At 43.0% G+C, this 26,279-nt stretch carries 30 protein-coding genes and 2 pseudogenes; 14 read left to right on the top strand and 18 right to left on the bottom strand.

Annotation, left to right across the window (positions count from 1 at the left end; translation table 11 throughout):
- The first annotated feature begins 245 nt into the window (after positions 1–245).
- Together CDG77_RS36490 and CDG77_RS13845 are read left to right on the top strand one after the other, a co-directional pair.
- Positions 246–407 carry a hypothetical protein gene (locus tag CDG77_RS36490; protein ID WP_190233974.1) on the top strand — a complete coding sequence of 54 codons (162 nt, stop codon included), beginning with the start codon at positions 246–248 and terminating at the stop codon, positions 405–407.
- A 29-nt stretch (positions 408–436) separates the two neighbouring features.
- A complete protein-coding gene (locus CDG77_RS13845; protein WP_094329939.1) occupies positions 437–790 on the top strand; it encodes a phage holin family protein in 354 nt (117 codons plus the stop codon).
- 615 nt (positions 791–1,405) lie between these two features.
- On the opposite strand, the gene CDG77_RS13850 is transcribed toward CDG77_RS13845, so the two are convergent.
- From CDG77_RS13850 to CDG77_RS13860, 3 genes are all read right to left on the bottom strand, one after another.
- Positions 1,406–2,341, bottom strand: a complete 936-nt coding sequence (locus CDG77_RS13850; RefSeq protein ID WP_094329989.1) for an alpha/beta fold hydrolase — start codon at positions 2,339–2,341, stop codon at positions 1,406–1,408.
- A gap of 19 nt (positions 2,342–2,360) precedes the next feature.
- Positions 2,361–2,867: a DUF4112 domain-containing protein gene (locus tag CDG77_RS13855; RefSeq protein ID WP_094329940.1), complete on the bottom strand. Its 507-nt coding sequence runs from the start codon at positions 2,865–2,867 to the stop codon at positions 2,361–2,363.
- An 83-nt stretch (positions 2,868–2,950) separates the two neighbouring features.
- A complete protein-coding gene (locus CDG77_RS13860) occupies positions 2,951–3,856 on the bottom strand; it encodes a YihY/virulence factor BrkB family protein (protein ID WP_094329941.1) in 906 nt (301 codons plus the stop codon).
- 200 nt (positions 3,857–4,056) lie between these two features.
- Here CDG77_RS13860 and CDG77_RS13865 point away from each other — a divergent pair, with 200 nt between their 5' ends.
- The 3 genes from CDG77_RS13865 to CDG77_RS13875 all read left to right on the top strand — a co-directional run bounded on the left by CDG77_RS13865 (position 4,057) and on the right by CDG77_RS13875 (position 7,627).
- On the top strand, positions 4,057–4,533 hold the full coding sequence (locus CDG77_RS13865; RefSeq protein ID WP_094329942.1) for a hypothetical protein: 477 nt from the start codon (positions 4,057–4,059) through the stop codon (positions 4,531–4,533).
- 45 nt (positions 4,534–4,578) lie between these two features.
- Positions 4,579–5,808, top strand: a complete 1,230-nt coding sequence (locus CDG77_RS13870) for a tetratricopeptide repeat protein (protein WP_094329943.1) — start codon at positions 4,579–4,581, stop codon at positions 5,806–5,808.
- A 400-nt stretch (positions 5,809–6,208) separates the two neighbouring features.
- Complete coding sequence (locus CDG77_RS13875) at positions 6,209–7,627, top strand: MFS transporter (RefSeq protein WP_094329944.1); 1,419 nt, start codon at positions 6,209–6,211, stop codon at positions 7,625–7,627.
- An 84-nt stretch (positions 7,628–7,711) separates the two neighbouring features.
- Here the strand turns inward: CDG77_RS13875 and accD are convergent, their stop codons facing one another.
- The 5 genes from accD to CDG77_RS13900 all read right to left on the bottom strand — a co-directional run bounded on the left by accD (position 7,712) and on the right by CDG77_RS13900 (position 12,211).
- A complete protein-coding gene (gene accD / locus CDG77_RS13880; RefSeq protein ID WP_094329945.1) occupies positions 7,712–8,662 on the bottom strand; it encodes an acetyl-CoA carboxylase, carboxyltransferase subunit beta in 951 nt (316 codons plus the stop codon).
- A gap of 512 nt (positions 8,663–9,174) precedes the next feature.
- A complete protein-coding gene (locus CDG77_RS13885; RefSeq protein ID WP_094329946.1) occupies positions 9,175–10,023 on the bottom strand; it encodes a prepilin peptidase in 849 nt (282 codons plus the stop codon).
- A 152-nt stretch (positions 10,024–10,175) separates the two neighbouring features.
- Positions 10,176–10,436: a hypothetical protein gene (locus CDG77_RS37580; RefSeq protein WP_094329947.1), complete on the bottom strand. Its 261-nt coding sequence runs from the start codon at positions 10,434–10,436 to the stop codon at positions 10,176–10,178.
- A 90-nt stretch (positions 10,437–10,526) separates the two neighbouring features.
- Entirely contained in the window at positions 10,527–11,615 is a 1,089-nt protein-coding gene (leuB, locus tag CDG77_RS13895; RefSeq protein WP_094329948.1) for a 3-isopropylmalate dehydrogenase, read from the bottom strand.
- Positions 11,616–11,827: 212 nt separating this feature from the next.
- The gene (locus tag CDG77_RS13900) at positions 11,828–12,211 is read right to left on the bottom strand and encodes a hypothetical protein (protein ID WP_094329949.1); all 384 of its coding nucleotides are present in this window, start codon (positions 12,209–12,211) and stop codon (positions 11,828–11,830) included.
- Positions 12,212–12,465: 254 nt separating this feature from the next.
- Here CDG77_RS13900 and CDG77_RS37585 point away from each other — a divergent pair.
- Positions 12,466–12,785, top strand: a pseudogene (locus tag CDG77_RS37585) (IS630 family transposase); the annotation flags it as partial.
- A gap of 18 nt (positions 12,786–12,803) precedes the next feature.
- Positions 12,804–12,965 (top strand): annotated as a pseudogene (locus tag CDG77_RS37590) (RNA-guided endonuclease TnpB family protein); the annotation flags it as partial.
- 477 nt (positions 12,966–13,442) lie between these two features.
- On the opposite strand, the gene CDG77_RS13910 reads toward CDG77_RS37590, so the two are convergent.
- The 7 genes from CDG77_RS13910 to CDG77_RS13940 form a co-directional block, all read right to left on the bottom strand.
- A complete protein-coding gene (locus CDG77_RS13910; protein ID WP_094329950.1) occupies positions 13,443–14,921 on the bottom strand; it encodes an alpha-amylase in 1,479 nt (492 codons plus the stop codon).
- Positions 14,922–15,057: 136 nt separating this feature from the next.
- Complete coding sequence (locus CDG77_RS13915) at positions 15,058–16,428, bottom strand: IS110 family transposase (protein ID WP_094329951.1); 1,371 nt, start codon at positions 16,426–16,428, stop codon at positions 15,058–15,060.
- Between the two features lie 349 nt (positions 16,429–16,777).
- Complete coding sequence (locus CDG77_RS13920; RefSeq protein WP_094329952.1) at positions 16,778–17,188, bottom strand: hypothetical protein; 411 nt, start codon at positions 17,186–17,188, stop codon at positions 16,778–16,780.
- Between the two features lie 16 nt (positions 17,189–17,204).
- On the bottom strand, positions 17,205–17,621 hold the full coding sequence (locus CDG77_RS13925) for a hypothetical protein (RefSeq protein ID WP_143857023.1): 417 nt from the start codon (positions 17,619–17,621) through the stop codon (positions 17,205–17,207).
- Positions 17,622–17,630: 9 nt separating this feature from the next.
- Positions 17,631–17,813 (bottom strand): hypothetical protein, encoded by a 183-nt coding sequence (locus CDG77_RS13930; RefSeq protein WP_094329954.1) that lies wholly within the window; start codon positions 17,811–17,813, stop codon positions 17,631–17,633.
- A 93-nt stretch (positions 17,814–17,906) separates the two neighbouring features.
- The gene (locus CDG77_RS13935) at positions 17,907–18,299 is read right to left on the bottom strand and encodes a hypothetical protein (protein WP_143857024.1); all 393 of its coding nucleotides are present in this window, start codon (positions 18,297–18,299) and stop codon (positions 17,907–17,909) included.
- A 3-nt stretch (positions 18,300–18,302) separates the two neighbouring features.
- The gene (locus CDG77_RS13940) at positions 18,303–18,716 is read right to left on the bottom strand and encodes a hypothetical protein (protein WP_094329956.1); all 414 of its coding nucleotides are present in this window, start codon (positions 18,714–18,716) and stop codon (positions 18,303–18,305) included.
- A gap of 243 nt (positions 18,717–18,959) precedes the next feature.
- Here CDG77_RS13940 and CDG77_RS13945 point away from each other — a divergent pair, with 243 nt between their 5' ends.
- From CDG77_RS13945 to CDG77_RS36500, 4 genes are all read left to right on the top strand, one after another.
- Complete coding sequence (locus tag CDG77_RS13945) at positions 18,960–19,346, top strand: hypothetical protein (RefSeq protein WP_094329957.1); 387 nt, start codon at positions 18,960–18,962, stop codon at positions 19,344–19,346.
- A 133-nt stretch (positions 19,347–19,479) separates the two neighbouring features.
- Positions 19,480–19,800, top strand: a complete 321-nt coding sequence (locus CDG77_RS13950; protein ID WP_223269810.1) for a hypothetical protein — start codon at positions 19,480–19,482, stop codon at positions 19,798–19,800.
- 85 nt (positions 19,801–19,885) lie between these two features.
- Complete coding sequence (locus tag CDG77_RS13955; RefSeq protein WP_094329958.1) at positions 19,886–20,581, top strand: hypothetical protein; 696 nt, start codon at positions 19,886–19,888, stop codon at positions 20,579–20,581.
- Between the two features lie 62 nt (positions 20,582–20,643).
- On the top strand, positions 20,644–21,489 hold the full coding sequence (locus tag CDG77_RS36500; protein WP_190233977.1) for an Arm DNA-binding domain-containing protein: 846 nt from the start codon (positions 20,644–20,646) through the stop codon (positions 21,487–21,489).
- An 89-nt stretch (positions 21,490–21,578) separates the two neighbouring features.
- On the opposite strand, the gene CDG77_RS13965 is transcribed toward CDG77_RS36500, so the two are convergent.
- From CDG77_RS13965 to CDG77_RS13970, 3 genes are all read right to left on the bottom strand, one after another.
- On the bottom strand, positions 21,579–21,911 hold the full coding sequence (locus CDG77_RS13965) for a hypothetical protein (protein ID WP_094329959.1): 333 nt from the start codon (positions 21,909–21,911) through the stop codon (positions 21,579–21,581).
- 228 nt (positions 21,912–22,139) lie between these two features.
- Complete coding sequence (locus tag CDG77_RS36505) at positions 22,140–22,292, bottom strand: hypothetical protein (RefSeq protein WP_190233976.1); 153 nt, start codon at positions 22,290–22,292, stop codon at positions 22,140–22,142.
- On the bottom strand, positions 22,289–22,870 hold the full coding sequence (locus CDG77_RS13970) for a tyrosine-type recombinase/integrase (RefSeq protein ID WP_094329960.1): 582 nt from the start codon (positions 22,868–22,870) through the stop codon (positions 22,289–22,291). Before CDG77_RS13970 ends, CDG77_RS36505 begins: the two co-directional genes overlap by 4 nt.
- A gap of 220 nt (positions 22,871–23,090) precedes the next feature.
- Between CDG77_RS13970 and CDG77_RS13975 the strand changes: the two genes are divergently transcribed.
- The 3 genes from CDG77_RS13975 to CDG77_RS13980 are packed head-to-tail and all read left to right on the top strand — an operon-like array spanning position 23,091 to position 26,278.
- On the top strand, positions 23,091–23,447 hold the full coding sequence (locus CDG77_RS13975; protein WP_094329961.1) for a hypothetical protein: 357 nt from the start codon (positions 23,091–23,093) through the stop codon (positions 23,445–23,447).
- Positions 23,447–23,866, top strand: coding sequence for a hypothetical protein (locus tag CDG77_RS35440; RefSeq protein ID WP_143857025.1), 420 nt, complete (start codon positions 23,447–23,449; stop codon positions 23,864–23,866). The genes CDG77_RS13975 and CDG77_RS35440 overlap by 1 nt, the downstream gene beginning before the upstream one ends.
- A 3-nt stretch (positions 23,867–23,869) precedes the next feature.
- The gene (locus CDG77_RS13980; protein WP_094329962.1) at positions 23,870–26,278 is read left to right on the top strand and encodes a collagen-like triple helix repeat-containing protein; all 2,409 of its coding nucleotides are present in this window, start codon (positions 23,870–23,872) and stop codon (positions 26,276–26,278) included.
- The last annotated feature ends 1 nt before the right edge of the window (position 26,279 follow it).

Raw genomic sequence — 26,279 nt, forward strand, 5'->3', positions numbered from 1 at the left:
CGAGGACGAATAAGACCGTCACTGATTCAATGATGTTGGAAGCCCCAACCTCAGCGAAGCAGGTTGGGGTACTTCACTCCGGTACATCCTGCAATACGATAAAGATACACCTGATTTTTCACAGTATCTGGAAAACCTTTCTCTAAATCTCTCTTCTAAGAGGAGAGAGACTTTAAATTTTCCCCCTTACCGACAAGGGAAGGAGGTTAGGGGATTAGGTTTTTCGTGGGTTTATTGTAAATGCTGTGAAAAGTCAGAAAGATAGACCGATTAAAAGTATCTTTATGCCAAGACAGAAAAATTACATTGCTTTTGGACTAACAAAAGATGATGGGAACTTTATGAGTCAAGCACAAGAACACCTGATAGTGTTACAGATCGCAACTGTCAACAGTGAAATTAATTAAACTTACTGCTAATTCCTCTAAAAAAACTTATGCAACACTTTTTATTAACTTGGCTCGGTACTGCGGTAGCGTTATTTCTGACTGCTAATATTGTTCCGGGATTCTTTATCAAGAATTTTGTGGTTGCCTTAGTCGCTACCCTTGTTATTGGTCTGGTTAATGCATTTATTAGACCAATTTTGCAGATTTTAACTTTTCCGATTACCTTGCTCACCTTTGGTTTATTTACATTGGTAATCAACGCTTTAACCCTTTGGTTGGCAAGTGCTTTAACTCCTGGTTATGGTTTTGAGATTCAGGGATTTTTACCTGCTTTGTTAGGTTCAATTGTGCTAGCTGTTGTTTCTAGCATAATTAACTATTTATTGAGAGTTGTTGACTAAGTAGGTCGGCGTAATTAAAGCTAACTGGCGAACGCGAACAGGGTCTCCGACAGAGGGCTGTTACGTAGTCGGGGCATAGACTATTAAGTTAGGTGATGTTAGACAGTCCGAGACTGCAATTGCTGTTTGAGCTTAGAATCCCCCGTTTTATAAACGGGGGAGGATGTCAAGGGAGTCCCGTTAGAAAATTTAAAAAGTTGCCAAAATGGCAACCAGACTCTGATTAACCAAGTTAAATTGAACGAAGATAAACGACTTCAAGGTTTTTTTATCAGGGCCTACCACGCAAGCAAATTCCTTTGAACTAATACTAACTAAGTGATTTACAAAAAACCTATCTCTACTAATTATTTATAGAGGATTTTTCTCAGCAGATAAATATTAATAATCAGGTTTGGCATTTGCTGCAACAGGAATATAAAATGCGTATGGGCGTTGTTGTTGAAGTACGTATTAGCCCCGAAAGAACGGGCAACGTCTGTATACATTCCTGTTCACTTCAGTAGCAAATGGCAGAGTGGGAGTTTGAAAGCTGACTGATATGCTTCCTCTCACTCTCTTTTTATCGAAACAGAATTCAGTTAGCTGAAATAAAAAAAGCCCCACCTCTCACTCTTAAGAGCATTCCGTATCCCGTAAAAATTCGAGAATCGCTGCATTCACCTGCTCAAAAGCACCTGTTGATGCATCATGATAGCAGTTAGACAAAATTTTTAATTTGGAATTGGGGAGATGCTGATGTAACTTTTCACCATGACTAACAGGAAACCAACTATCTCGATCGCCCCACAAAACTAGTGTAGGACACTGAATTGCACTCAGATTATTTTGGATTTGGGTAAGCATATTTGGTTTATTTGCTTGCCAATTCTCAATTTCTTGCGCTGCTATTTGTAACTCTTCAGCAACTTTAGCGATCGCACCAGGAAATTCAATAAAGGGGTAAGTAATCCAATAGACATCTTCCTGTGTCAAAATGGACGGATCAAATAATACCCCACGTCTTTCTCTTGCCATAATTTCTCTCAATAGAGGTGCAAACAAATATGCCAGACGTAAGGTGTCAATTGTTTGGATTATTTCTAGAGGAGTTTGGGCAAGTAACGACATAGCCCAATGGGGTAAATGTTTGGTAAAAACAGGTACGTTTACGACTACAAGCTGTCCGATTAACTGCGGATTTTCTTGAGCAAGGGCAAGGGCAACTAATCCCCCCAGAGATTCAGCCACAATCACTACGGGTTCATCACATAATGCCTGAATAATTCTTTTAAACTCAAGAATTTGATGACTGTTGTGTTCTCTACGAAACGATGGTTTTTCAGAAAAACCAAAACCTTTGGCATCAAAGCAAATTACCCGGAAATGTTTAGATAATGCGGCTACACTGTGTCGCCAATTATAGCTCCAACTACCCATGCCATGTAATAAGATTAGCGGTTTACCTCTACCTTTTTCGCCATAGGAAATTTGTACAGGATAACCTTGAGCATCAGTAATAATTAGACTTTGCCGCCCTTTAGGAAAAGTAGCTTGCCACCAATCTTTCATTCCATTATCAATAAATAATTTAACCACCTGTTAAGGCGTTCCACAGCATTCTAATTAGAATCACTGGTAATGCTACTAAAACTATGGAGATCAGTAACAATCCAACCAAAAGGGCAACGATAAACAACCTATCTGCACTCTTTTGCTCGCTCGGAAACTTTAAGTATTCTTCCAATAGCTTGATATTATTAGTGTTAGCTCTCCAGGCAAAATCAAAAAAATCTCCCAAAACGGGAACAGTACCTACCAAGCCATCAACAATCACATTGAAAACCATTTTGCCTAAAGTGGCTCTAGATACACCCAGACGCGCGGCTTCTAGGATGATGTAGCTAGAAAACATGACTCCCAAAAAATCACCACCAATAGGTATAAGTCCTAAGATTGGATCTAGACCAAAACCAATCTTAGTACCAGGAATAGTAACAATGTTATCTAGCAGCCGACTTAACTGACGCAGGCGCTTCAGGGTGGGTGCTTTGGCATCAGGCTCAATCATCGAAAACCGAGGAGAAGAATCCGGCATGAAGGCGATCGCTTATTTATATTGAATGAATCGTTAGACATTTTACTCCCCTACTGAGGTTTGTCAAAAGTTTTCTCAGGGATTTACAAACTAATATTTTCATTAAATTGTGACTGCGCTTTTGAGCGCATATCTTCACCGACTGTCACGTTCAACTGATCGCCGATTAACAGAACAGCAGCGCTCATTGACAGCCAGAGCATTAAAACTATCACGGCTCCTACAGCACCATATACTTTATTATAATTCCCAAAATTTGCCACATAAAGCCGAAATAGGGCAGATAATATTGCCCAAAAAACAGCTGCTAAAATTGCTCCAGGCATCATTGGAGTACCTGAGTTCCATGCACTTGGCCCATAACGATAGACAAAGCCAAAGGCGACAGCAACAATACTTAAGGCTAATGGCCAGCGTAACAGCTTCCAAAGATGCAATAAGAAGATCAAGGAACCATTTTCCCGTATTACCATTCCCAAAATCCAGTCGCTGGTGAACACTAAGAGAGAAGCCAGCACTAAAAGTAACATAGTACCGACTGTTAATCCGAGAGAGACAAGCTTGGCTTTCCAAAAGGGGCGTATCTTTTCTGAAGGAATTTGATGGATTTGGTCGAGGGCTGTCATCGCGGTACTCACCGCCCCAGAGGCAGTCCAAATTGCTAAGACAAAGCTCAGAGAAAATAAACCGCTATTTTTGGAGTTGGTAATTTCTGTGGTAGCAAAATCACGGATCAGAATTAAGGCTTCGTCAGGTAAGATTTGACTGAGTTGAAGCGCTAGTTGTTTAAAGGTGGCTTGCAAAGATTCTGCCAATAAGCCAATGGCTGCGATTAGAGCAAGAATTGCTGGAAACAGCGATAACATGGCATTGAAGGCGATTTCCGAGGCAAGTCCCAAAAGCCGTCTTTCCATTGTCCTGGCAAAAGTTTTTTTGAGCGTGCGCCAATTGAGGTGGCGAAAGAAGCGAAAAAAACGAAGCTTTGGCATAATTTAGAGTTAAAACTGGTTAGTTTTCTTAACTACTGTGCCAAATTTTGTGTAGCGATCGCATTTATCTTTTTACCGCAAGAATACCGAGTCGGGAGCAGGGGACAGGGGAAAAAGAGATAATTTTTCATTCTCCGCTTTAAGCAGCATTCTGTCCATTGACAAATGACAAATGACAAATAACAAATGACTATTTATTTATGAATCAAGACTTAACACAACAGTGGTTGACAGAAATCCAGGTACTCAGAGAGCAGATGGCGGGACTTCAGGGCGATCGCGATGCGGCTTGGGAAAGTGCCCAAAAATGGCGACAGCTTTACAACACAGAAGCAGAACAACGCCGCACAGATGCCCAACTATCGCAACAGGCGATCGCATCCCTCAAGGCAGACTTACATAAACTCCGAGGTTTTGAGGCCGAGACACTGGCTGCTGAGACACCAGTAACAGCGATCCAACAAGAGATAGAACAACTAAAATCTGTGGAGGATTTGCAAGCTAAACTCATCGCCGCGATCAAAGAACGCGATCGCCTCTTGCAAGCTTTGAAAACTGAGCAGGATAGCCACGCCCAAACTCGTAATAGTCTAACTACTGCTTTGGGTGATGCTATTGATAGTTTGACACAGGAAAGAGCCAGAGCAGAAAAAGAGAGTAAAAATAATAGGGCATGAGGATGATTACCTCATGTAACTAACTCAAGTCCAGGTAAAGTTCCCATGCTCAAGCGTTTAATTGTGATTGTGACTGCCGCTATACTCTTTAGTAGTTCCTTGACGCTGGCAGAGAGTAAAAAGCCGAAAGTACCGGATAAATTTCCTCCCAGTCCCCTAGAAATTACCACACCCGACCCACTGCTACCCCGTTTGCCCAAGGATAAACAGCCGTTAACTCTCCAAGAACAGCAAAACTTAGAACCAGCGCTAGATGCCTTAAACCAAGAAGCAGCAGCGAAACTGCAAGCAGGGGAGCCGGTGGTGGCGTTTGAAATTTGGAACCGAGAACTTCGCTTGCGGCGCTTTTTAGGTTCATTAGCAGAGGTGCAAGCACTATCGCGAGTTGGGGCGATCGCTTGGAAGCAAAACAATAAAGAAGAAGTACAATATATTTTGCAGCGATTGCAAGCCATTGAAAAACAGGCAGAATCTCAGAAAAAAACTGCCCAAGTCGATCTAGAATTGTGGCGATCGCTAGCCCAAGCTTACCAAAATGTGCGTTCGATTAAACTAGCTGTAGAAGCTTACGACCAAGTTCTGTTAGTGGTGCGGCAGCAAAAAGATACAACAGCACTAGTAGAAATACTTAAGACCATTGGCGAACTACATCTAAGTTGGTTTGATTATCCTAAAGCCGCCCCAGTCTACGAAGAACTGTTGGGTTTCGCTACTTCCCAAGGCGAACGTGTAAACGAAATAACATATCTGCAACGGCTAGCTTACATTTATGAGCAGACACAACAACCACAGCAGTCATTGAATGTACTTAATAAACTACTAGAAATTTACGTTAGTGAAAAAAATCTTACTAAAATACCAGAATTAAAGCTAGCGATCGCTTCAGATTACGAATCTCTTGCAAAGAAAGATCCTAACTTACTGCTAGAAGCCTTTAAAAATTATCAAGAGGCTTATACCACTGCTTGGCAATTAAAGGAGTACGTTCCAGCTGGTGACGCTTTGCAAAAGTTAATTGCGCTGTACCGTTCTCAAGGACAAATAGACGAGGCCTTGCAGGCTAGCCAAATCCTTGTGCAGACAGAGGCGCAAGCCGCCAACTTTTACGGGATGATGCAAGCTTATGACCAAATTGGGCAATTGTATATAGAACGCAAAGATTTTCCTCAAGCATTAACAGCTTTTAAACAAGGATTGGAACTAGCGCAACAACTCAAACATGAAGAAGCATACTTTACTGGGCAAATTGAAAAAGTATCGAAGGCAAATTTATAGGCAATATTAACGCTATTCAATCCCTGAATTTTGGATTATGGATTGAAATACTAAAAATTTCCAAATGATGGAGTTTCTTAAATTGGTAGTGAGGATGGCTACTCTTGATAAGAGTGCGTTACGAACTCTGTTCTAACACAACGCCAGTTGATACGAGGGAACCTCCCTTCGGGTTCACCAGTCGCCTACGGCGGGAAACCCGCCTACAGCGCTGGATTCACCGCAACGCAATGGCTCCTCTACAATCCCTAATTTCGTTCAAAAATCAAATAGTAATCCTAATATTTACTTATCTAAAATTTTTGTTGAAAATTGCAAGCTAGAATAACGAAAACTTCTTAAGACTGAGTTCTTCGACAACGGGGTTTATGTCAGGATGCTTTACTCATAAACATACATTATGGATTCTGTTCAGGTTGAAACAACTGCGCCACTGACTCTGGAAATTTCCCAGATTGCCTCACCAGCAACAGCACTTTCTCCAACCTCTCGAATTCCTAAGGATGCTATTCGCACAAGTTTAAAAGCCTCCACAGCGGATTCTGTCTTAGCATCGGTTTACTCTCTTGGAACTGGCGGCATTTTACTCAGCAATTTCTTAGTGGAATTGGGTGCTAGTCCATTAGTATTTGGGATGCTTTGCTCTATCCCCATGTTGGTCAATCTGATTCAGCCCTTGGGTGCTTACTTGTCTGAACGTAGCAGCAGCCGCTTTCAATATTCTCTTCGCACACACGGAATTGGTCGGCTGCTATGGCTAGTTCTAGTAATCGGTATTGTAGCTGTAAGCTTGGGAGTGATTAATACTCACCAGTTAGCGATCTTGACACTCTTGATTGTCCTATTCAGCAATCTTTTGGGAGGATTAGGAACTGCATCATGGCTAAGTTGGGTAGCAATGATCGTTCCCAGACAATTGCGAGGCAGGTATTTTGGGACACGCAATAGTGCTGCTAACCTCACCAATTTGGTTTGCGTACCAATGGCTGGTCTAGCTGTATCACATTGGTATGGTGGAACTCTACAAGGCTATGGGGTGGTTTTGTTAATAAGCATTGTGTTGGGAATTGCGGGATTGGGATGTCAGTATTTCCAAGTAGATATGAATCCGCGATCGCAAAACACTTATTATGGCAAGTTAACTCAAACAAGTGAGATTCTACCAGAGATTGCAAAAGATGAATCTTCGGAAGTGGCTCAATCAATTCACCCACCACAAAACCAATTAGCTAACAGTGTTTGGAAAAACTCTAACTTTTTAAGATTTCTGCTCTATTTCAGCTTCTGGAATCTTGCTGTTAACCTCAGCAGTCCTTTTTTCAACCTCTACATGCTAGACAGGCTGGATTTGGATGTAAGCTATGTGACTATCTACAACAGCCTTCAGGCGGGGGCCACTTTGCTAATGCTGATTCTATGGGGAAAATTAGCAGACAAGATAGGCAATCGTCCCATCCTCATCTCTATTGGGGTTTTGGTTGCAGCTACACCACCGCTATGGCTGGGGATTGGTGCTAATCGCCTTGATATTTGGTTGTGGCTACCTCTGCTACACATTTTGGCTGGAGGTACTTGGGCGGCGATTGACTTGTGCAGTAACAATATACAATTAGCGATCGCCCCAACTCAAAATCAGTCTATCTATTTTGCGATCGCAGCTGCCGTTGCTGGAGCAAGTGGTGCTTTAGGCACAACTATAGGCAGCTTCATTATTCAATTTGCTCAGTTTGGTGGCTTGCTAGGGTTGTTCGCCCTCTCTGGTCTATTCCGACTAGCAGCAATTGTTCCACTGGTTTTTGTCAAAGAGCCGGGGAGGTGAGGGGGCAGGAAGCAGGGGGACTGGAGTGAGAACTTGCAACAGTCTTTCCCCATTCCCCATTCCCCACGTCACACGTCCCACGTTCTATTCGGCGGCGGTAGAAGTTAAAGACATTGTTTCCCACAAAACCATGTGAGGTGGTGTTAGTACCGGCTGGTGTAGAGCAATCAGCTGGGCTAGGGTGTTCTTTAATTGGGTACGGGGTATGATATCATCAACAAAACCATGCAAGAGCAAATCTTCAGCAGTCTGAAAATTTTCGGGGAGTTTTTCCCGCAGGGTTTGCTCAATCACTCGCCGACCGGCAAAACCAATGGTTGCTTTGGGTTCTGCCAAAATGATATCGCCCAACATCGCAAAACTAGCGGTAACGCCGCCCGTTGTGGGATTGGTCAAAACAGGAATGTATAATAGTCGCGCGTCTTTATGACGCTGTAGGGCTGCGGAAATTTTCGCCATCTGCATCAAGGAGAGCATTCCTTCTTGCATTCTCGCGCCGCCGGAGGTGCAGACAATAACTACAGGATACCGTCGTTGAGTGGCTTGCTCAATCATCCGGGTGAGTTTTTCTCCCACAACCGAACCCATACTACCACCCATGAAGCGGAAATCCATAACCCCAAGGGCAATGGGCAAACCATTGATTTGACCTAAACCAGTGTGAACTGCGTCTATTAAGCCAATTTTATCTTGTGTTTCCCGCAGGCGATCGCTGTAGAGTTTGCGATCGCGAAATTCTAGCGGATCGGTTGGACGCAAATGCTCGTCTAGGGGTTTCCAGGTATTGTTATCTATCAATTGACGAATGCGTTCATCGCTATCTACCCGATTGTGATGACCACATTCGATACAAACCATCTGATTGGCTTTCAGGTCTTTTGTGTATGCCAAAACACCGCACTTAGAACATTTATGCCACAAACCATCCGCAATTTCACGTTCTTGGCGTTCGAGGTTGGTAGATCCTGATTTCCGTCGATTTGCAAACCAATCAAATAGAGACTTTAAACCACGTGATTCTTCGTTGTTAGCCATTTTTTATTTTATTTTAAGTGGGCATGAGGTTGAAAACATGTCAAACCGTATTGGGTTGTCCTTAGTCATAAGTCATTTGTCTTTACTAATGACTAATTACTACATCGTCAAACTACGCTTTTAAGCAATTCAGACCTTAATTATCATCTTTGGTTGCCAGCTTAACGAAAATACTTATGCCAATACAAGTCTTTTGCTCTTTTTTTCAGCAGACTTAATTATATGGACGTACTGACAAAGCCATGAGAATACCAACCTCCAAATAAGATGCTCTCCCTCTCCCACTCAAATCAATGATTCGCATCGCTAGTGTTTTGAATAAGCAGCATCTGTTGTACTAGTTGTGCTTGCCAACGGTTAATCGTTCGTTAAGAGGGTAATACAAGTCACAAGCAGAATATTATCAAAATATGAAGGGCAAATGGGGTAATGTTGGTTACAGTCACGAATTATAAATATTTCTTATGAAAGGTTATTGGGTATGCGGCATTGCTTACACCCCCAACTCCAATTCAAGATGCTGAAAAAAATAACCGCAGGTAGCTAGACAAAATGGCTTCACCGCTAAATATGGCGATCGCAGATCCTAAAGCCAGAAAAGGGCCAAAAGGCATTTTTTGTCCTAACCTTTGTCTCGATGTCTCTTGACTCACGGCTTTGTGTCTATGCATAATAACACCACTCCCAATTAAGGCTCCCAGCGCACAGGCGATAAAACTAGCTAAGAGCAAATATTTCCAGCCTAACCAGGCTCCCATCATGGCTGCTAACTTGGCATCACCCGCACCCATTGCAGTTTTACCAAAGGCAACTGAACCCAATAGGGCGATCGCATCAAATAACCATAAACCTAAGACTGCGCCGACTATCGCCATCATCAGATGATTTACCAATGCCACAAAACTACCCTCTGGTAGATAACCAACCACCATTTGGAATAGAATTCCTACCATTAAACCCGACTGAGTAAGTGGATTAGGTAAGGTCATTGTATCTAGGTCGATAAGCGATAGTGCTAATAACCAACTACAAAAAGCCCAATAGCCTATTGTTAAAGTAGAAACTTGGAATACTAAAAAAACCAGCAAAAAAATTATGCCCGTCACCCCTTCTACCACGGGATAACGGACAGAAATTTTGCTTTTGCAATATCGACACCGCCCTTTTAAGGAAATCCAGCCGAATACTGGTACATTGTCGTAAGCTTTTAGCTGGTTTAAGCATTTAGGACAACGAGAAGGTGGCCAAAGAATTGACAACCCAGCAGGTAGCCGATAAACAATAACGTTGAGAAAACTGCCAATAGATGCACCCAAAGCAAAGACCATTACACTCGCTGGAATAGCGAACAAAATGTCCATACAGTCTAATTGTCCTTTGTCATTAGTCCTGTGTCATTTGTCGTTTATCTTTTGTCTTTTGTCATTAGTCATTTGTCCTTTGTCGAGAACTAATGACCAATGACCAATGACCAATGACCAATGACCAATGACCAATGACCAATGACCAATGACTAATACATGTGTGATTCAATTTGACTTAAGGGTACAAAACACTCTTGAGGTAAAAGAACTGGTTGGTTAGTAAAAATAACCTTACCTCGATGATTCACACGATTAATTGCTACACCGGAAGGTTGTCCCGCGATTTCGGGGTGGACTTCACAGTGAGTATAGTATATCTGCCCAGCAGCTCTGATTACAGCAGGATCAATCAAAGGCGATTGGTTCTTTGGGGCGGTAAAATTTACTTGTCCTTGTCGTAATGCGTACACTATCGACTGTTATTTGATTGCTAGATTTCACTTTAGTCTACCCGAAACTTATAGCAAAGGTTGCCAAATTGCCCAGTTTGCTCTAAAAAATTATTTTTGTTCAATAGCTTTAATGAGTGAGTCTCCCATAGCGCGGCAACCCAAGAGGTTTTTTCCTGGAGAAATTATATCCCCTGTGCGATCGCCTTGTTCTAAAACTTGCAATACAGCTTGTTCGATGCGATCTGCTGCTTGTGGTTGGTCTAAACCGTAGCGCAACATCATCGCCGCACTCAAAACCTGCGCGAGAGGATTTGCGTTATCCTGTCCGGCAATATCTGGGGCGGAACCGTGGACTGGTTCAAACACACCAGGCCCAGAAGCGCCCAAACTAGCTGAGGGTAACATCCCAATACTACCTGTGAGCATGGCAGCAGCATCAGAGAGAATATCGCCAAACAAATTGCCTGTAACAATGGTGTCGAACTGCTTGGGAGCGCGTACTAACTGCATAGCAGCATTGTCTACATATAAATGAGAGAGTTCGATATCTGGATACTCTTGAGAAAGTTGGGTGATGCGATCGCGCCACAACTGAGATACTTCTAATACGTTCGCTTTATCCACCGAACAAAGTTTACCACCGCGTTTTTTTGCCGCTTCAAAAGCCACCCGCCCAATGCGTTCAATTTCCGATTCGGTGTAAACCATTGTATTTACACCGCGTTTCTCACCAGTTTCTGTGGCAAAAATCCCTTTAGGTTTACCGAAGTAAATGCCACCAGTCAGTTCGCGCACCACCATAATATCCACGCCTTCGACAATTTCGCGTTTCAAAGTCGAGGCATCAATTAGCTGGGGCAAAATTTTCGCTGGGCGCAAATTGGCAAATAATCCCAAACCTGCGCGTAGCCCTAACAAACCTGCTTCTGGGCGTAAATTAGATGGCAGGGAATCCCACTTGTAACCACCAATGGCAGCAAGCAATACAGCATCACTGTTACGGCAAGCCTCTAGAGTGGAAGATGGTAAGGGTTCCCCTGTAGCGTCAATTGCTGCACCACCGATCAGGGCTTCTTGAAATTCAAACTTTAGATCGAATTGCTTCCCTACGACTTTCAGCACATCTACCGCCACTGCCATAATTTCAGGGCCAATGCCATCGCCGGGGAGTAGAGTAATGCGGTAGTTCTGGGTCATAGCTAGTTTTACTGGGTAAATGCTTACAGATTAAATATCATACCTAGCAAAATGTACCGATGGAATTTTTAATATATTAGGGTGAGGAAGGTGGGATACAACAGACGCAGCAAAATATCCATGCTTCGGAAACACCTTGGGCGATCAGTAACTATTCAGTAATATTCATCTCTGGAGAAAAAGTCATTATTCATGGAGACGATCTTAAACAGTTAATATCGCCGTTGCACAACGACAATCAGCCATAACAGTGCTAAAACGAATAGAATCACATGGAAAAACTCATACCCTAAATTAGGTAACCAACTCAACATCCACCCTAAGCCTAGCTGAAATGAGTTTGCCAGAATTGTTAGAATTCCGACATATAGCAACAGAACAATACCAATACTCAAAGGAATCCTTAGTACATCTTTTAGTGCTAAAGAAGCAATTCCCAAAAAGCCAAGGTAAGGAAATACGAATAGATATATCGAGAACCAGTAGCCTACGCGATCGGGGTTAGGAGGTGATAAAAACCAGTTCAGATACAAAGAACCGTTAACCCCCATCCCTAAAAAAATTAGTACATAAAGCAGCTTTTTACTAATTATCATATTTACGCAAAGGATGAAAATTTTTGAATGCCATGCAGGAGCCTGGACAAAATTTGTGAATTTAGCTTTCACTTTCTCACGTTTTTCCGAGATGATTCAACTCTCAGCACCTAATCGCAACGATCGCAATTGACTGGAGTTTAGACTAATTTTACCCATCAAACCGCCAGTTTATAAACAATTATTATATTTAACCGACATACTTGCTTTTACCGTGGCAAATAAGAAGTATCGCCAGTTACAATATTTCCAGGCGATCGCAACGCCCAGGAGCCAAATTATTAATAATTTGGGATGGTGCAGTTATCACCGTTCACAGCCAATCAAAGATTATTTAGGTTCTTTAAATAATGGTTTAGAAAGAGGATAATGGTTGATAACCTGTGAAAGATTTGCTCCCAAAGCACCGCAGCAAAATCCTGTAGAAGATATTTGGTTGCAAGCAAAAAGATTCATTAGAGAGTTTTATTTTTTCTACAATTCCTTCTGTGTCATCAGAGCTTCATTTGAGTTATCAGTAAATTGTCAAATTTTTGACTTTCATAAACTCCACGAATATGGTGTTTTCTCATGAATCATTTAGGATTGCTAAATCGTTTTTGGGTGGAATGAAGGTCAGCGCCAAAATATTAATCTTGGCAATAAGACTAATCAAAAGTTTGTGCAAATTCCTACTGCTAGATTGAAAGACAGAATTAATCAACTATGCCAACAGTATGGACTAAGGTTTGAGGAAACTGAAGAAAGTTACACTCAAATCCTCTTTCCTCCTGCCTCCTGCCTTCTGCCTCCTGCCTCATCCAAACAATAAATATTCACAGCGACCTACTTACTATTCCTGCTACTATAGGACTAGTATTTGATTTATGAAAAGATACGTAGGGTGTGTTAGCGACAGCGTAACGCACCATTATCAAGGGTTTGGTGCGTTACGAACTGCGTTCTAACACACCCTACAATACCTAATTTTGTTCAAAAATCAAATATGATTCCTATATCCCTAAATGGTCTATGTTCTGAATCTCAATTTCTTTGCCATTTAACATCACAACAGAATTCTCCATTACTTCTATTGCAATTTTCTTAAATAATTTTGGTTATTAATTAATTTTTTTAAACTCTTTCATGTTCTCAAGGACATAAGCTAGTGCGCTTGGTACTACCTAAGTTCTCTTTTAGGCAAAGTTTGTCAAGCGCCTAACTTTCTGCATGAATGCTACTAAAACTCAGACTATGACTGTGGAACCCAGACAGAAACAGAACCAGCATTGCATCGAAAATCAGCCCAGCCCTCATCATTCGTTGTGACAGGTTCGCTGATATGTTCAGTGATGTCAATGTAAGTGCTGTTGGGTTGCCCAACTTCCATCCACTTAGTCCCCTCTCCCCCATTACTCAAAACAACCGCCATCCCGCCAGGATGTTCTTCGTCTCCTAAGCGTGTCCAGCCGATTGTATTAGCGCGATCGAAATAATCGTATTGGTCGCCATAGGCATAGGTTTGACGGGCGTGCAAAAATTTATCAATTATCCATTGATGACTATCGAGCCAAATCTCATACTCATTGCCATCTGGTCCCTTATCCTTGTAATGAGCGCCATAGTAATCAGCATAGAAGATACAGGGATAACCATCACTTCGCAGTAGGATCAACGCATAAGCCAACGGTTTAAACCAGCTTTCTACTACAGACTCCAATGACTGCAAAGGTTGAGAATCATGATTGTCAACTAAGGTGACGGCTAAAGCAGGTTGCTGTTGCACCAAGGTGTTATCAAATATCTGCCGCATATCGTATTCATTGCCTTGTTTGCTGGCAGCGCTAAAGTTATAGTGCAATGGCGCATCAAACAGCAACACATCGCCACCGGTGATGCTAATGAAATGGTGCAGCGCTTCAACTTCATAAGACCAATACTCACCCACGGCAAAAAGATCGCGACCTGCTTTTTGGCGACAGTGGTGCAGCCATTCTGGGAAAAAGCCAGCTCTAACGTGTTTAACAGCATCAAAACGAAAGCCATCTACATCAGTGGTTTCTACAAACCACTCACCCCAGCGATTCAACTCCTCACGAACTTCTGGACTTTCCATATCCAAATCGCATCCCATGAGATAGTCGAAAGCGCCTTTTTCTAGGTCAACGTTATCATCAAATTTTTTATCTTTGAATAGATAAACTGCGTTCTCACCTTCGTTGTAAACGTTGTAATCAACTGCGTCGAAGTGCCACCAGTGCCATTCCATATCGGAGTATTTGCCCTGGCGACCTGGGAAGGTAAAGTGAGTCCACACTTTAATCTTTTGCATCTCACCAATGGCGTGGTTGCGATCGTCTGGACTATAGGGCGTTGCTTCCACCTCTTCTTCTTGGTCTGCACCTAACTTGTGGTTGAGAACAACATCCGCATACACTCGAATGCCAGCATCTTTTGCCGCCTTGACAGCAGCGATATACTCGTCTTTTGTGCCGTACTTTGTCCGAACCGAGCCTTTTTGGTCAAACTCGCCTAGATCGTATATATCGTAGACCCCGTAGCCGACATCGTAGCCACCCCCTGTTCCTTTGTATGCTGGGGGTAGCCAAACAGATGTAACACCTGCATCAGCTAACTCTTTGACTTTATCTTTAAATTCATTCCAAAGATTGCCATCTGGAGGGATATACCAATGGAAGTACTGCATCATTACACCATTCAGTTGAGCCATCTGTATCCCTCTATTCAAATATTACGATGAATTGTTATTGCCGACACAAAAATTATACTTGAAGTTTTGTTTGATGTTTCAGGGTAACTGAAACTTTTAGTTTAAGAACCCCTCATTTGTATGAGGGGTTTTAGCATCAGGTCAGAGGAATTATTTTACACAATTCCTGGAATAGTAGATTTACTACTTTACTCATGAGCTTACCTTGGATATGTTTACCACCTAACAGCTTCTGGCCTTGTTCGCTAACGTTAGCTTTGAGTGAGTCGCGGTAATTGATTAATTCCTTGGTCAGATGGTTTTCTGGTAGCCTTCCAGTTTCTATGCCGGTTAGGGTGTACTGCCATAAGCTAATTCGGCACAGTGACGAGCCGCTAGCTTTTTCTACTAGACCATCACCAGACTGTTCCAGAACAGTACCCATTCCCAAACGCATTTTGAAAGTATCGCGGCTGCGGTTGCGTTTAATGCGTTTGGTGTCGCCGGCTAATCGTCTCACAGTGGTTTCTCCGTTTTTGCGATCGCGTTCCGTTTTCTTCACCTCTCGCACTTCATATTCAATTACTGGTTTACCATTAACACCCAGGAATGATTCAAATGGGTAAATCCTGGTAAGCAGCCGCGATCGCACTCTCAACCCAAAACCGAACTTGTCAAACACGCTCATGTAAGGCTTGAACGCTGACTCAGACAACATTTTACTGATTCTTCCTTCTAAGCGCTGCTCATAGAGCGAGATATCACACATCCATTCGGCGTGTAGTTCCAAGATTGGGTCAATTTCAATTCCGTAGTCTTTGGCAATGGATATTTTATAGCGATTTTCGATTCGGGTTTTCCCGGCGGGGGAGATTTCGAGCCTTTTAGCCAACCATCCCCAAAGGGGTGGTAAAAATCCCGCCTTGCTAGATGTACTCTTTGTGTGAGCAACCTCTGGGAATTGCCAAGCGAGAAGCTGCCTTGCATAATTCACAATTGGCGATTGCACCCTGTTGAGATGTTCTAGCTGTTGGCACAGGTCACGGAGTTCATCAATCGGTTCGGGGCGGTGCATCAAGAAATACCTCAGATTTAATTCGCCAGTCTCCAAGTGATGATCCGGATCGTGACCGTAGGCGGCCATTGCTAAAGCATCAGCTGGATCACTTTTATTCGGAAGGTTCTTACCGCCGCGATAACGCCGCAATTCGACGTGACCAACCCAAATAACTTTGATTTCTAGCTTTTTAAGAATGGATGCCCAAAGTCTTGAATAGTGGTTTCCTGTGGGTTCCAGGATTGCGTAATCTGGCTTGATTTCTGATAGATAATCAGCAAAGTCAAAAGCAGATTTTTGATTCTTCTTGGCATCAGGATTGGAGTAAAAAGCCGGATATAAAGTAGATGCTTTATTTCTTGTTTTATTCCAATATGCTTGCAATCCTCCCTTGGGGTATTGTGTTAAAATATGAGTGGTTATACTCGATTTACTAACATCAATTCCAAGGATTGTTAATTCTATTGTCATGGTTCTGCGAACAATAAATGGTGGTTTTCAAGGACTGGCATCCTTTGATTAGCCCGAACTTAATAGCGCACGAATCACCCTAACGCCCCACGCTTGAGGGGCGCGATTCAGGAGTAAACGCATTCGGGGAATTAACTAGAGTTGTGCCGCGCATGAAACGTCGAACGCCACAATTTAGGGGCGCAATTCTAAATGAACGCTGCACAATACTAATTAACTTGCTGATTGCTTTGGACACAACCCGCGACGGTGGGTAGTTTCCACCGTTTCGGCTACTGTGTCAGGTAGCCTGCGCTCTCCCAAAAAGCGCGATCGCAATTACGATTCATCAGGCGGTTATATGCTGCTTTTACCCATAATCCTCATCATCTTCGTCGTAATCATCGCTTTCCTCATCTTCTGTTTCTGTGATAACTTCAGACTCAACAGTGACAGCAGTAAGCAAATTTCTAAACTGAGGCATTGAAGGAGCAGCAGGATTTAGACCTTGGGCTTTTAAAAATTCAGCCGTCGCATCCCATTCTTTACGTAATGTATTGAGCTTCTTTTCTAATTCAGCACATTCGCGCCACAGTTTACCCCTGTCTTCGTAAAAGTCTTCAGCTTTTTTACCGACAATTTTTTTAGCTCTTTCTCGCAACTCTTCTACAGTTGACTCAATAGATTCTGTTTCATCTAATTCAACTGAAAAGCCAATTCGCTCATTGCTGTAACTGCCAATTGAAATTAGAAAGTGTGCATGGATTGTTTTGATTTTCATATTTGCGAACCTTCAATTAAAAATACTTAGGGTTATTGGATGACTCTAAATCAAAAGGGATGTCATCTGGATCTGGCTCTTGCACATTTGTTAATTGTTCTTCTTTGCTTTTAAGCTCTCCTAGTTTCTCCTCTAGGTAAGAGTTTTGCTCTCGAAGATTATTAGCCATTGCCTCTAATTTTTTAATAAGAGCGACAATTTCCGTTTCTCGTGGCTCCCTAATTTTTCGTTCTACTTTCTCCATAAGTCTGGAGATTGCTTCTTCGTCATCTTCTCCCTCTAGCACCTCTCCAAAGAGTTCTAGATGCTTATTTTCATAATTTCCGAGGTTAATAACTCGCTTGTAAGAAATGGTTTTGATTTGCATATTTGTGTGATATTTTGACCTTGGTAGATGAAATTGCGATCGCACTCCCAAAAAGCGCGATCGCAAATAAATCAGCTATCCTTGGGTAACTCCCTGGGGTTGATCGAAAACTACCTCAAACACCCCTTCTCCCTGGCGAAGGATGCTGGTGTAAGCATCCGCATCGGTTCGGGTACGAAATCGACAAACACAAACGTTTGCACCACTGGGCAAGCGTCGGAAAATTGCCCACTGTCTTAATTGCTCGGAGTAAGTCATAATCTAAAATCCAAATTGTGTAAAAAACACCAGCGAAAGCTTTCAGTCCGCGCTGGCGAACTTCCTTGTAAATTCAGATACATAGTGTTCAAGTTATTGTTTTATAGGCAGTTCCTCCACTGAAAGGCTTTGGCCGTGACGAACTTGATTACTCAGCGCTTCAAGTAATCCTTCTCGGTCGTGTAACGGCAATGAGCTATTAACTTGATGTCCGACTACGTAGATTTCATCCCGGCAGCGCCCAGGTGATTGATCGCAAAGTTGAGTTGCAAGAGCCGAAATCAAAAACAGCTTTTCGCGTCTGGTCATCTTTTCAAAAGTTGGGCCGTACTCCTCCTGGAGGGATTCTAGTAAGGAGCCGTCGTTAATTGTGTAACTCGTAAAATATCCTACTGGCTTTGACAATTGGTAAAATCTCCTTAACATCAAATTTTGTTTGCTGGCGATCGCTATCGCTCCACCGGACGGCATCGATCGCCTTTTCAATAATTAGCCTCCCTCCTCCTCATCATCGGACTCTACTTTTTCGCCGATAACGATTGTCAGTCCGTCGGTTCCGGGCTGGTAATCAACGATCGCAAATTCAACATCATCAACATCCCTGATGTGCAGCTTCGTCACACCTGGGTAATGTTTTAGGTTTTCAAGTAGCTCTAAAACTGTGGTTGTCATTTTAGATATTTCGCAAAGTATGTTTAAGGTAATGTGGACGCGAGTCCCGGTTTGTCCATCTACGTCCTGGATTAAGAGAAGTATTTCGCTAGTTTGATGGTCAAGAACTCGCATCCAAAATTCTTTACCAGCGCTATCTGTTGTTCCTACTAGCCCCTTATCTATAAGGGTTTGTAGTTTTTGAGGTATTTTTTTAACAGTTGCCTCCTGAATTACTAAGTGTGCAGACATCAAACATCACCGCGCGGTTAACTCGTAACCGCGATCGCTTCTCTGGTGATAAAGGGTGTTTCCGCGCAAGGTGGCGCGGGTGCTTGCTCCGGTGAACACGCAAAGGGTTAGGCGTGGGGGAGCTAATATTCTTCTAACAATAGTTGTTCGTACAAGAATAAAAATAGTATACTGTACGAACGTTATCTCTTGTCAAGTGTTCGTACATATAAAAACGTTCGTACAGTAATATAGGAAAATTAGATGGGAATTACTAACGATGGCAAAGCCAAGAAAGATAGAAAACGAGATAAGGGCAACAGTTCGGATCAGCGAGACGGACTGGGAAGCGTTCGCGGCTCAAGCTCAGTCGATGGGATTGAACCGATCCGAGTTGCTGCGACTGATAGCCCAGGGGAAAGTACCTCTGGGGCAACTGTCGTCTGGGACGGAGAAAGTCCTACTGGTAAAATCCTAGAGCGCCTTGAACTCCTTGAAAAAGCATTTCGTACTTATGTAGGCGGTCATCAGCATCGTCTTGAGGCGCGTCTAGGAGAGAGTAAGGAGTTTGAAGCATCCTTCACAGAAGAAGTTCAAATAATAAAACAAGAAATCTATAATTTAGCTGCGAATCCCAAAGAACCTGAATAAAACCGTCCTGCCCACTGTGGCTAGGGCGGTTTTGATTTATGAAGAGAGTGAATTATATAGATGCGGGATTTCCCGATGTCTCAATCAGGTTATTTCCCGCATCGTGGAATTGAACATCTACCTTTCAATTCCTATGTACATTCTAATCAGCCTCGTACTGAACCTTTTCATTCTCTACTACTGCGTAATCGCCTTAATAGCAGCGTTGCAGCAGGTTCGCCGCCAGTGGCAAATCCTTGTATCTAAATTCAGCCAACCACGGGGTAACAAATCCCACTCATACCGCAACGACCCCAAAAACAGATACCTGCAAAGTGATTTACTAACCTTGCTCAAAGGTGATGTAGCAACCGCTAAACGCCTTTTAGCACAGCAGAGGCGAAAAAGCCCAGGTCAGTCAGATAACTGGTACTTAGAGAAAGTTATCCATGACCTAGAGCGCGATCGGCATTGACGATAAAAAACCAAAAAGCCACCGGAAGATTTAGCGATCGTGGTGGCTCCTTGAAACTAACTAATAGTAATTAACTAATAGTATTATGCCAGAAAACTCATCAAAAATTTCACTTCCTTGGACTGAAGAACACACAGCATTTTGTTATCAACACCATATTTGCCCTGCTGCTAAATCGCTTTGGCAATGGCTAATGATGCAGGGTGCAATAGCTGAAGAATTAGAACCCGATTTATCAGAATTCAACGCCACAGTTGCCAAAGCAAGAGGTAAAGGATACTCACACAATTACCTCAAACAGATTTTTGAACAGCTAGTAGAACATAGAGTTATCCAAGTCGTTAAACAGTACAGTTGGAAGATATTTAAGTTACTTGTGCGACCCCTCGAATGGTTGAAGCCACCGAGAAGAAAGCGAGAAAAAAACTTACAAAACCATAATTTAAGTTACAGTTTAGACCCCTCAAATGATAAGTCTATCGCTCCCGGTGATATACAGCAGCAGCATTCTAATTCCGATATCAACTTAGAAACACTGGCTGAGAACGGTATACATTTTGACTCAAAGGAGAAAGAGGTATTAGATAGACCAACTAACGAGATTAAACTCGCACTCATAATGTTTAATCTCCGTGGTGCGTTAGATAAAATTCTTAATCCTGAAGGTTGGATACGTACTTGTTTGAGAAAACGAATTTGGGAACAGCCAACCAATTACAGAACATTACTTGAGATGTTCGGGAACTCTACAGAGTGGGATGAATTATTCCCTTCTGGTTAATTTTCATCTGTATAAAAAAACGGACGCTGTAACGTCCGCCAATTTATTAATCCACAAATATTATGAAACATAATTCTGATGTGCCTGGGCAATTAGCATTATTTGCGATCGCGCCAACTTTTGAAAAAAGCACTACCATTCACGATCCTTCCTGGGATGAAATACTTGCGCCCCAACAAGAACACGATAATCACTGGAATCCTGCCGACTTTGGGGAAGTGCCCCATAAGTTAGACGACGATGGACAACTGACAATTTTTTACGACGACTCACAAGAACCGCCAGACCCAGATGATTATGAAAATCTTGAGGATTACGAGCAAGCCTGGGCTGGGTGGGTAGGTGTCAAGGTTGGCGACTTGGTAAAGCTCTCTAATGCATGGATGAATAAATGCGCTGCTGTCACCACTGGCAAATTCAGAAAGGATTACCAATACAAATCTGACAACGAATTAATTTCTGAGGTTATTTGGGTAGACCCTAGAGGGCGGGGACACATTTACGTTGGACGCGGCAATAATAATGCATTGTTTGTTCCTTGCGGTTGCTACACAGTAGAAACTCGTGTTGGGGCGCAGGTCAAAGGTGATACTGTTGCACCCATCGTAGAAACTCGTGTTGGGGCGCAGGTATCACACGTTACCCAAAAAGTTGCGCCCCAACACGATACCCATTGGGTAGAGAAGTACTGGGTGGAACGGTCTGGTAATAAATATTGGTATTTCCGGTACTGCTGGATGGTATCTAGGAAGAAGAATCGTATCTACCTCGGAAGTGTAGACAGTAACCTAGCAAGACGCAAAAAGGCAGATGTAGAAATTGCGATCGCAGATGGTAAATTACCAATTGAGATTGAGAAGTTAATCAAAGGCTGGAAACATGAGCCGTCCACCATGCCCAAAATGTAACGGAGTCCTTGTTTTTAAGCACGGCAGCTACACCAAGGTCAACGGCGATGTTGTGCAGCGCTGGTTTTGTCAAGCTTGCCGAAAAGGTTTTAGTCCTGGGCCAACAATTCAGGAGATTCCCTCAGCAACTCCTGAAGCTTCCGCAGTTCATCCCAGGTGCGAGCGGTAATATCCGGTTTAGTAAATTTCTGGGTAGACCGATAATTCTCACATCTCCAATCAATGTAACGGTCAATGATTTGTAAAAAATCCCCTGGCAGTAAGGGGATATTTCGAGATTCATCAAATATCAGCTTGGAATCTACCGCTCTAGCGTAATCCAAAATCTGATTTTCTAGAACAACGGGCACGCGGATAGTTTTGGTTTTCCCGTGGTTCCAAGCTGGCGGGAAGCTGCTGCTGTTTTTTCCTGGTCTAAGCATTAGCTGTTTCTTGAAATGCCTGTGTCATGGCAGGATACAGCTTTTTTGTCTGAATTTCAATTACCCCTGCTCCCCAATCCCCAATGACCAATGACTAATGACTAATGACTAATGACTAATGACTAATGAAAAGCGATCGCGCCACCTTACGAAGTGCGATCGCAGTTGTTGCATTATTCTGTGAATAAACATCTACTGGTTTGAGCTTATCTGCCTTGATGTTATTTGTCACAAATTCGGGTATAGCTCGTCAACCTCATCCCATGCCTGACTTGCCAGGTTCTCCAATGCCATAGCCAAATATAGGGGATGATCGTATTCCCCTTGCTGTAAGCGGCCGAAGAAGATTTCAATTTGCAGGAATAGGATTCTATGGTTCATAGAGTAGCGATCGCGCTTTTGACATCCTCGTCACTCACCTCGATGTAACGTGATAACACCTTCAAGTCAGTGTGACCAGTGGCTTTTTTAATCGTCGCCAAGCTTACACCCCGCTTTGCAAGTCTAGTAATAAAGCTCCGGCGGGTGGAGTGGGTCGATATCCCTTTGGCTGAAAGTCCGGCTCTTTCTACAGCTGTGCGTAAAATTTGGTCAGCCGCTCTAAGCCCCATAGGTTTATCCGCTTCCCTGGATGGAAATAGCCAAGCCGATCCGGGCGCTGGCTTGTACGCTGCTAGCAATTCAGCCAAAGTATCGTGAACCGGCACTTGGCGCGTTTGTCGTTTACCGTTGGGGGTTGCCTTGCGAGTCCTGGCGCGAAAGTTGATATACTCACTGGGTGTACCATCAAGGTTGTAGACATCAAGCAGTTTCAGCTTGACGAGGGCCCCCCAGCGCTCTCCGGTGTACCAAGCCAGATCCAAGAGTAGTTTATATTTTTGACTGCGGATCTGCTTACGAATTTTGGAATAATCCGCGTCGGTCAAAACTGCGGCTTGTCCATTTCGATTATTTTTCATATTATTTTCTACTTCTGCCTATTCCGGTTTAACCCTTGAGCAAGGCTAAACCGGAATATTCCTAATATTTACTATTAGAAATATTCGACTCAATCCTATTCACTGCAACGGTTACACGTCCTCAGTGAATGTTCTTGTTTTACATAAAAGTGGAACATTTACATAAATTTCAATCAGCCATACAACGGATTTATCACTTCATCAAATCCGATTTATTTGTATGGCAGAACCTACAATTGTTCAAATTTTTGGAACCGGAGCAGCTCGACTAGCAAATGGAGATACTGTCAGTACTCCTGGGTTATTTATTCCAGACTCATCATTAACCTCAACAGGGTTAACCACTCCTACCACGGCAACGGCTGAAGGGCATCTAACAGCAATTGTAAAGAAAGCCGAATCATATTTAACTCAAAGTAATTTCGATTCAAATATTGACCAATCGCTAATAGTTGGTACCGGATACCCCTCTTTTGTTAATAGAGGTACAGATAATACCCAATACAGGGTAGACCAAAAAACACTATCTCTAGCAAAAATTGACACTGGCTCGACTATTAACCCAGGCGATTATTAATGGCTAAAAAATGCTATTACATCACCTATATCGCTTGTAACGGTGCTACGGGTGACGCTTATCTTTGCAGTGAAGGTATATCCTATGTGCCTACCGGTGGCGGTTGTGGCGGCGGGTACTTTTTATCCGATGACCTAGGTTTTAACGTAGGTAACGCATCAGAGCGCTCCGGCACTGTAACGGTAGTAAGTTGCACTTTTTGCCCAGGATGTTGCACAGATGCCATTGCCGATAAATATGATTGCCTGAATGGTAATTGTGTGAAAGATTCGCTGTATAAAACACCCGGACTTTACAGCACAATATCCGATTGTGAGAACGTATGCGGAACTGGTTGTGGTGGTAAGTGCATTAGCAACAGTGATTGGGCGCAAATTGAGGGTTTTTCAGGGCAATTAAAAAATAGGAATTGTAGCTAATATATGAGCGCCTCTAGCACAATTAGTAATCTAAAATCAGCACTTGATTGTGCTAGTAAGTGCGATTGCTGTGATAAGTTGCAACAGCAAATTAATGCCATTAATGCCAAACTTATTACCGAAGCAAAAGTACGATCTATCGCACAAACAGTAATTGCCGGTGCCAAGCCTGGTATTATCGCCACTACTAAATCTGTACTAGAACCCGGTATTGCTAGTGCTGTGGTAGGTGGCATAGCTGTTGTAATAGATAGATTAAAGCCAGATGTCGATATTGCAAAAGGATTAGCAAAGCAAGGATACGACACTGCCAAGATTGCTGAGAGAGCTACTAACGATGCACTAGCAAGGTCACTAGCAGAAGCGCGTGCAAGAGTAGCGGCAGAAGAAGCTTTACGTGGTGAAATTGGTGGTATTCGTACCGTCGCAAATTCGGCAAGAGTAGAGAGCGCGGGTGCCATAAGGAATGCTGCTACTGCTGCGAATCAAGCGCTAGAGGCTAATAACGCTGTGGGTGGCTTGCGCGGATTAATAAATGGTATCGGTGCAAAAGTCGATGGGTTTGGCAGAGCGATAGGGAGGCTAGAAAATGCTGTAGGCGGCGCTGTTGCCAGCGCCGCCAAAGCAGTTGGTATAAGTTCTGAAGCTCTTGCTGCAACTGGAAGATTAGCTGGTAAAGTTTTTGAAATTTTCCAGGTCGTCGGAACACTTTTCACCATAATTGAACAGTTGGAGACTTTACGCATTCTCGGCGATCGGATTGATGCTGTTGAGCGTGGGCTGGATTTTCTCGGTAATAGTGTATCGGTCATCCTAGGTAAATTACTGGGATTGCAAAATCGCATTAGTCGCAATGAAGCATCAATAGTTGATGTCAAATCGCTCGCATTTGATGCCCGCCTCATCGGAGAGGGTGCAGCAAGAATTGGTGGTGCAGCACAAATTACGGCTACAAGGGCGGAAGTGCTTGCTGCTTCAGCGAGTGGAAAAGCTTCACAGGCGCAGCTTACAGCCAATGGCGCTGTTCGTAATGCCAAGACTGCCAATGAAAACGCTACCACAGCATATAAAAAAGCTACCGAAGCAGAAGGCATTGGACAACAGGCGAAACAGCTTGCTGGTCAAGCGCTTCGTAAAGCAGGAGTAGCACTGACTACGGCACTGACTGCGATCGCACTTTATCAGGGGATTAAGTCACTACGTGGATTGCAAGGTATACCAGGACTGCCGGGAAGACAAGGAGAGCGTGGATTTCAAGGATTTCAAGGATTGCAGGGCTTGCCGGGCAGGAATGGTGTTAACGGGTTGAATGGGGTAACTACTGTTATTCAAATTCCTGGCGCACCTGGCAGACAGGGGAATCCAGGTATTCCAGGCGTAAGAGGACAAAGAGGATCGCAAGGAGTTCCCGGTATAGCGGGAAGGAACGGTGTTGACGTGAATCCAGCAGACGTAGCAGGTTTGAGAGCTTTGATAATTTCTCAGCACGCTCAAACTAGAAGTTTTATGTCAGGAATTGGGGCTAAAATTACTGCTGCCTTAGCGCCAATATTTGCTTTATGCACAAGCATTTTTAATATTGTGAATACTGCCAGCAACGCCGCACAATTGGCGTTACTAAATATCATTAATAGCAAGCTTGGTGCTTCTGTTACTGGTGGAATATCTGGTCTAATTACGAATATCGCTCAAAATACTTATGTAGAGAAAGCCCTCGCAGTTTTAACATTTGCCACCACATTGCACAACGCCCTGATGTTAACCAACAATCTTGGACAGACATTAGGAAGCATTATTAATACAGTTTTAGGGTTGATACTACCCAAAGGTCTGGACGGAACACCGCTTGACATTAATGTTGTTCTTGGTAAAACAACAGAATTTCTTATAAAAGAAGCCATCGGAGAAGCTAACTACACTCAACTCACCCAGGAATGGGCAAAAGCAAATCGAATTTATCAAGCAACGATTAATGTTTTTAATGCCTTACAAAATGCACAAAATGTAATGATGAATGCCCTTGAAGTGATAGGCGGGCAGACATCAAAAATTGGTAATGCGCTTAAGAAGTGGGGAGTAGTAGGTGAAAAAGCGTATGAGTGGTTCAACCCGCAACCAAATTACCACAATCGTGCAATAGTAGCCCTTGAAAACGCTCAAACAGCCGCACAAACAATCGAAACTGTGGTGCAAGTTCCCGTAAGTATTGTTGATGCTAAAGCACAGATTCAAAGCGCCGATGAAGAATTTAAATCAGCAATTAAAGGTGACAAGAACCCTGATGGTAGTGACAAAAAATCAGGGATAGCAGTAGAAGAAAATAAACCCAAGAAAGATGAATTCGATTTAGGAAAAAGTATCTCACAAGCCATTGATACAACATTGGCTGATTTGTTTGATGGAGATGATTGAA

The sequence above is a fragment of the Nostoc sp. 'Peltigera membranacea cyanobiont' 213 genome, from assembly GCF_002245975.1.
Lineage (GTDB): Bacteria > Cyanobacteriota > Cyanobacteriia > Cyanobacteriales > Nostocaceae > Nostoc.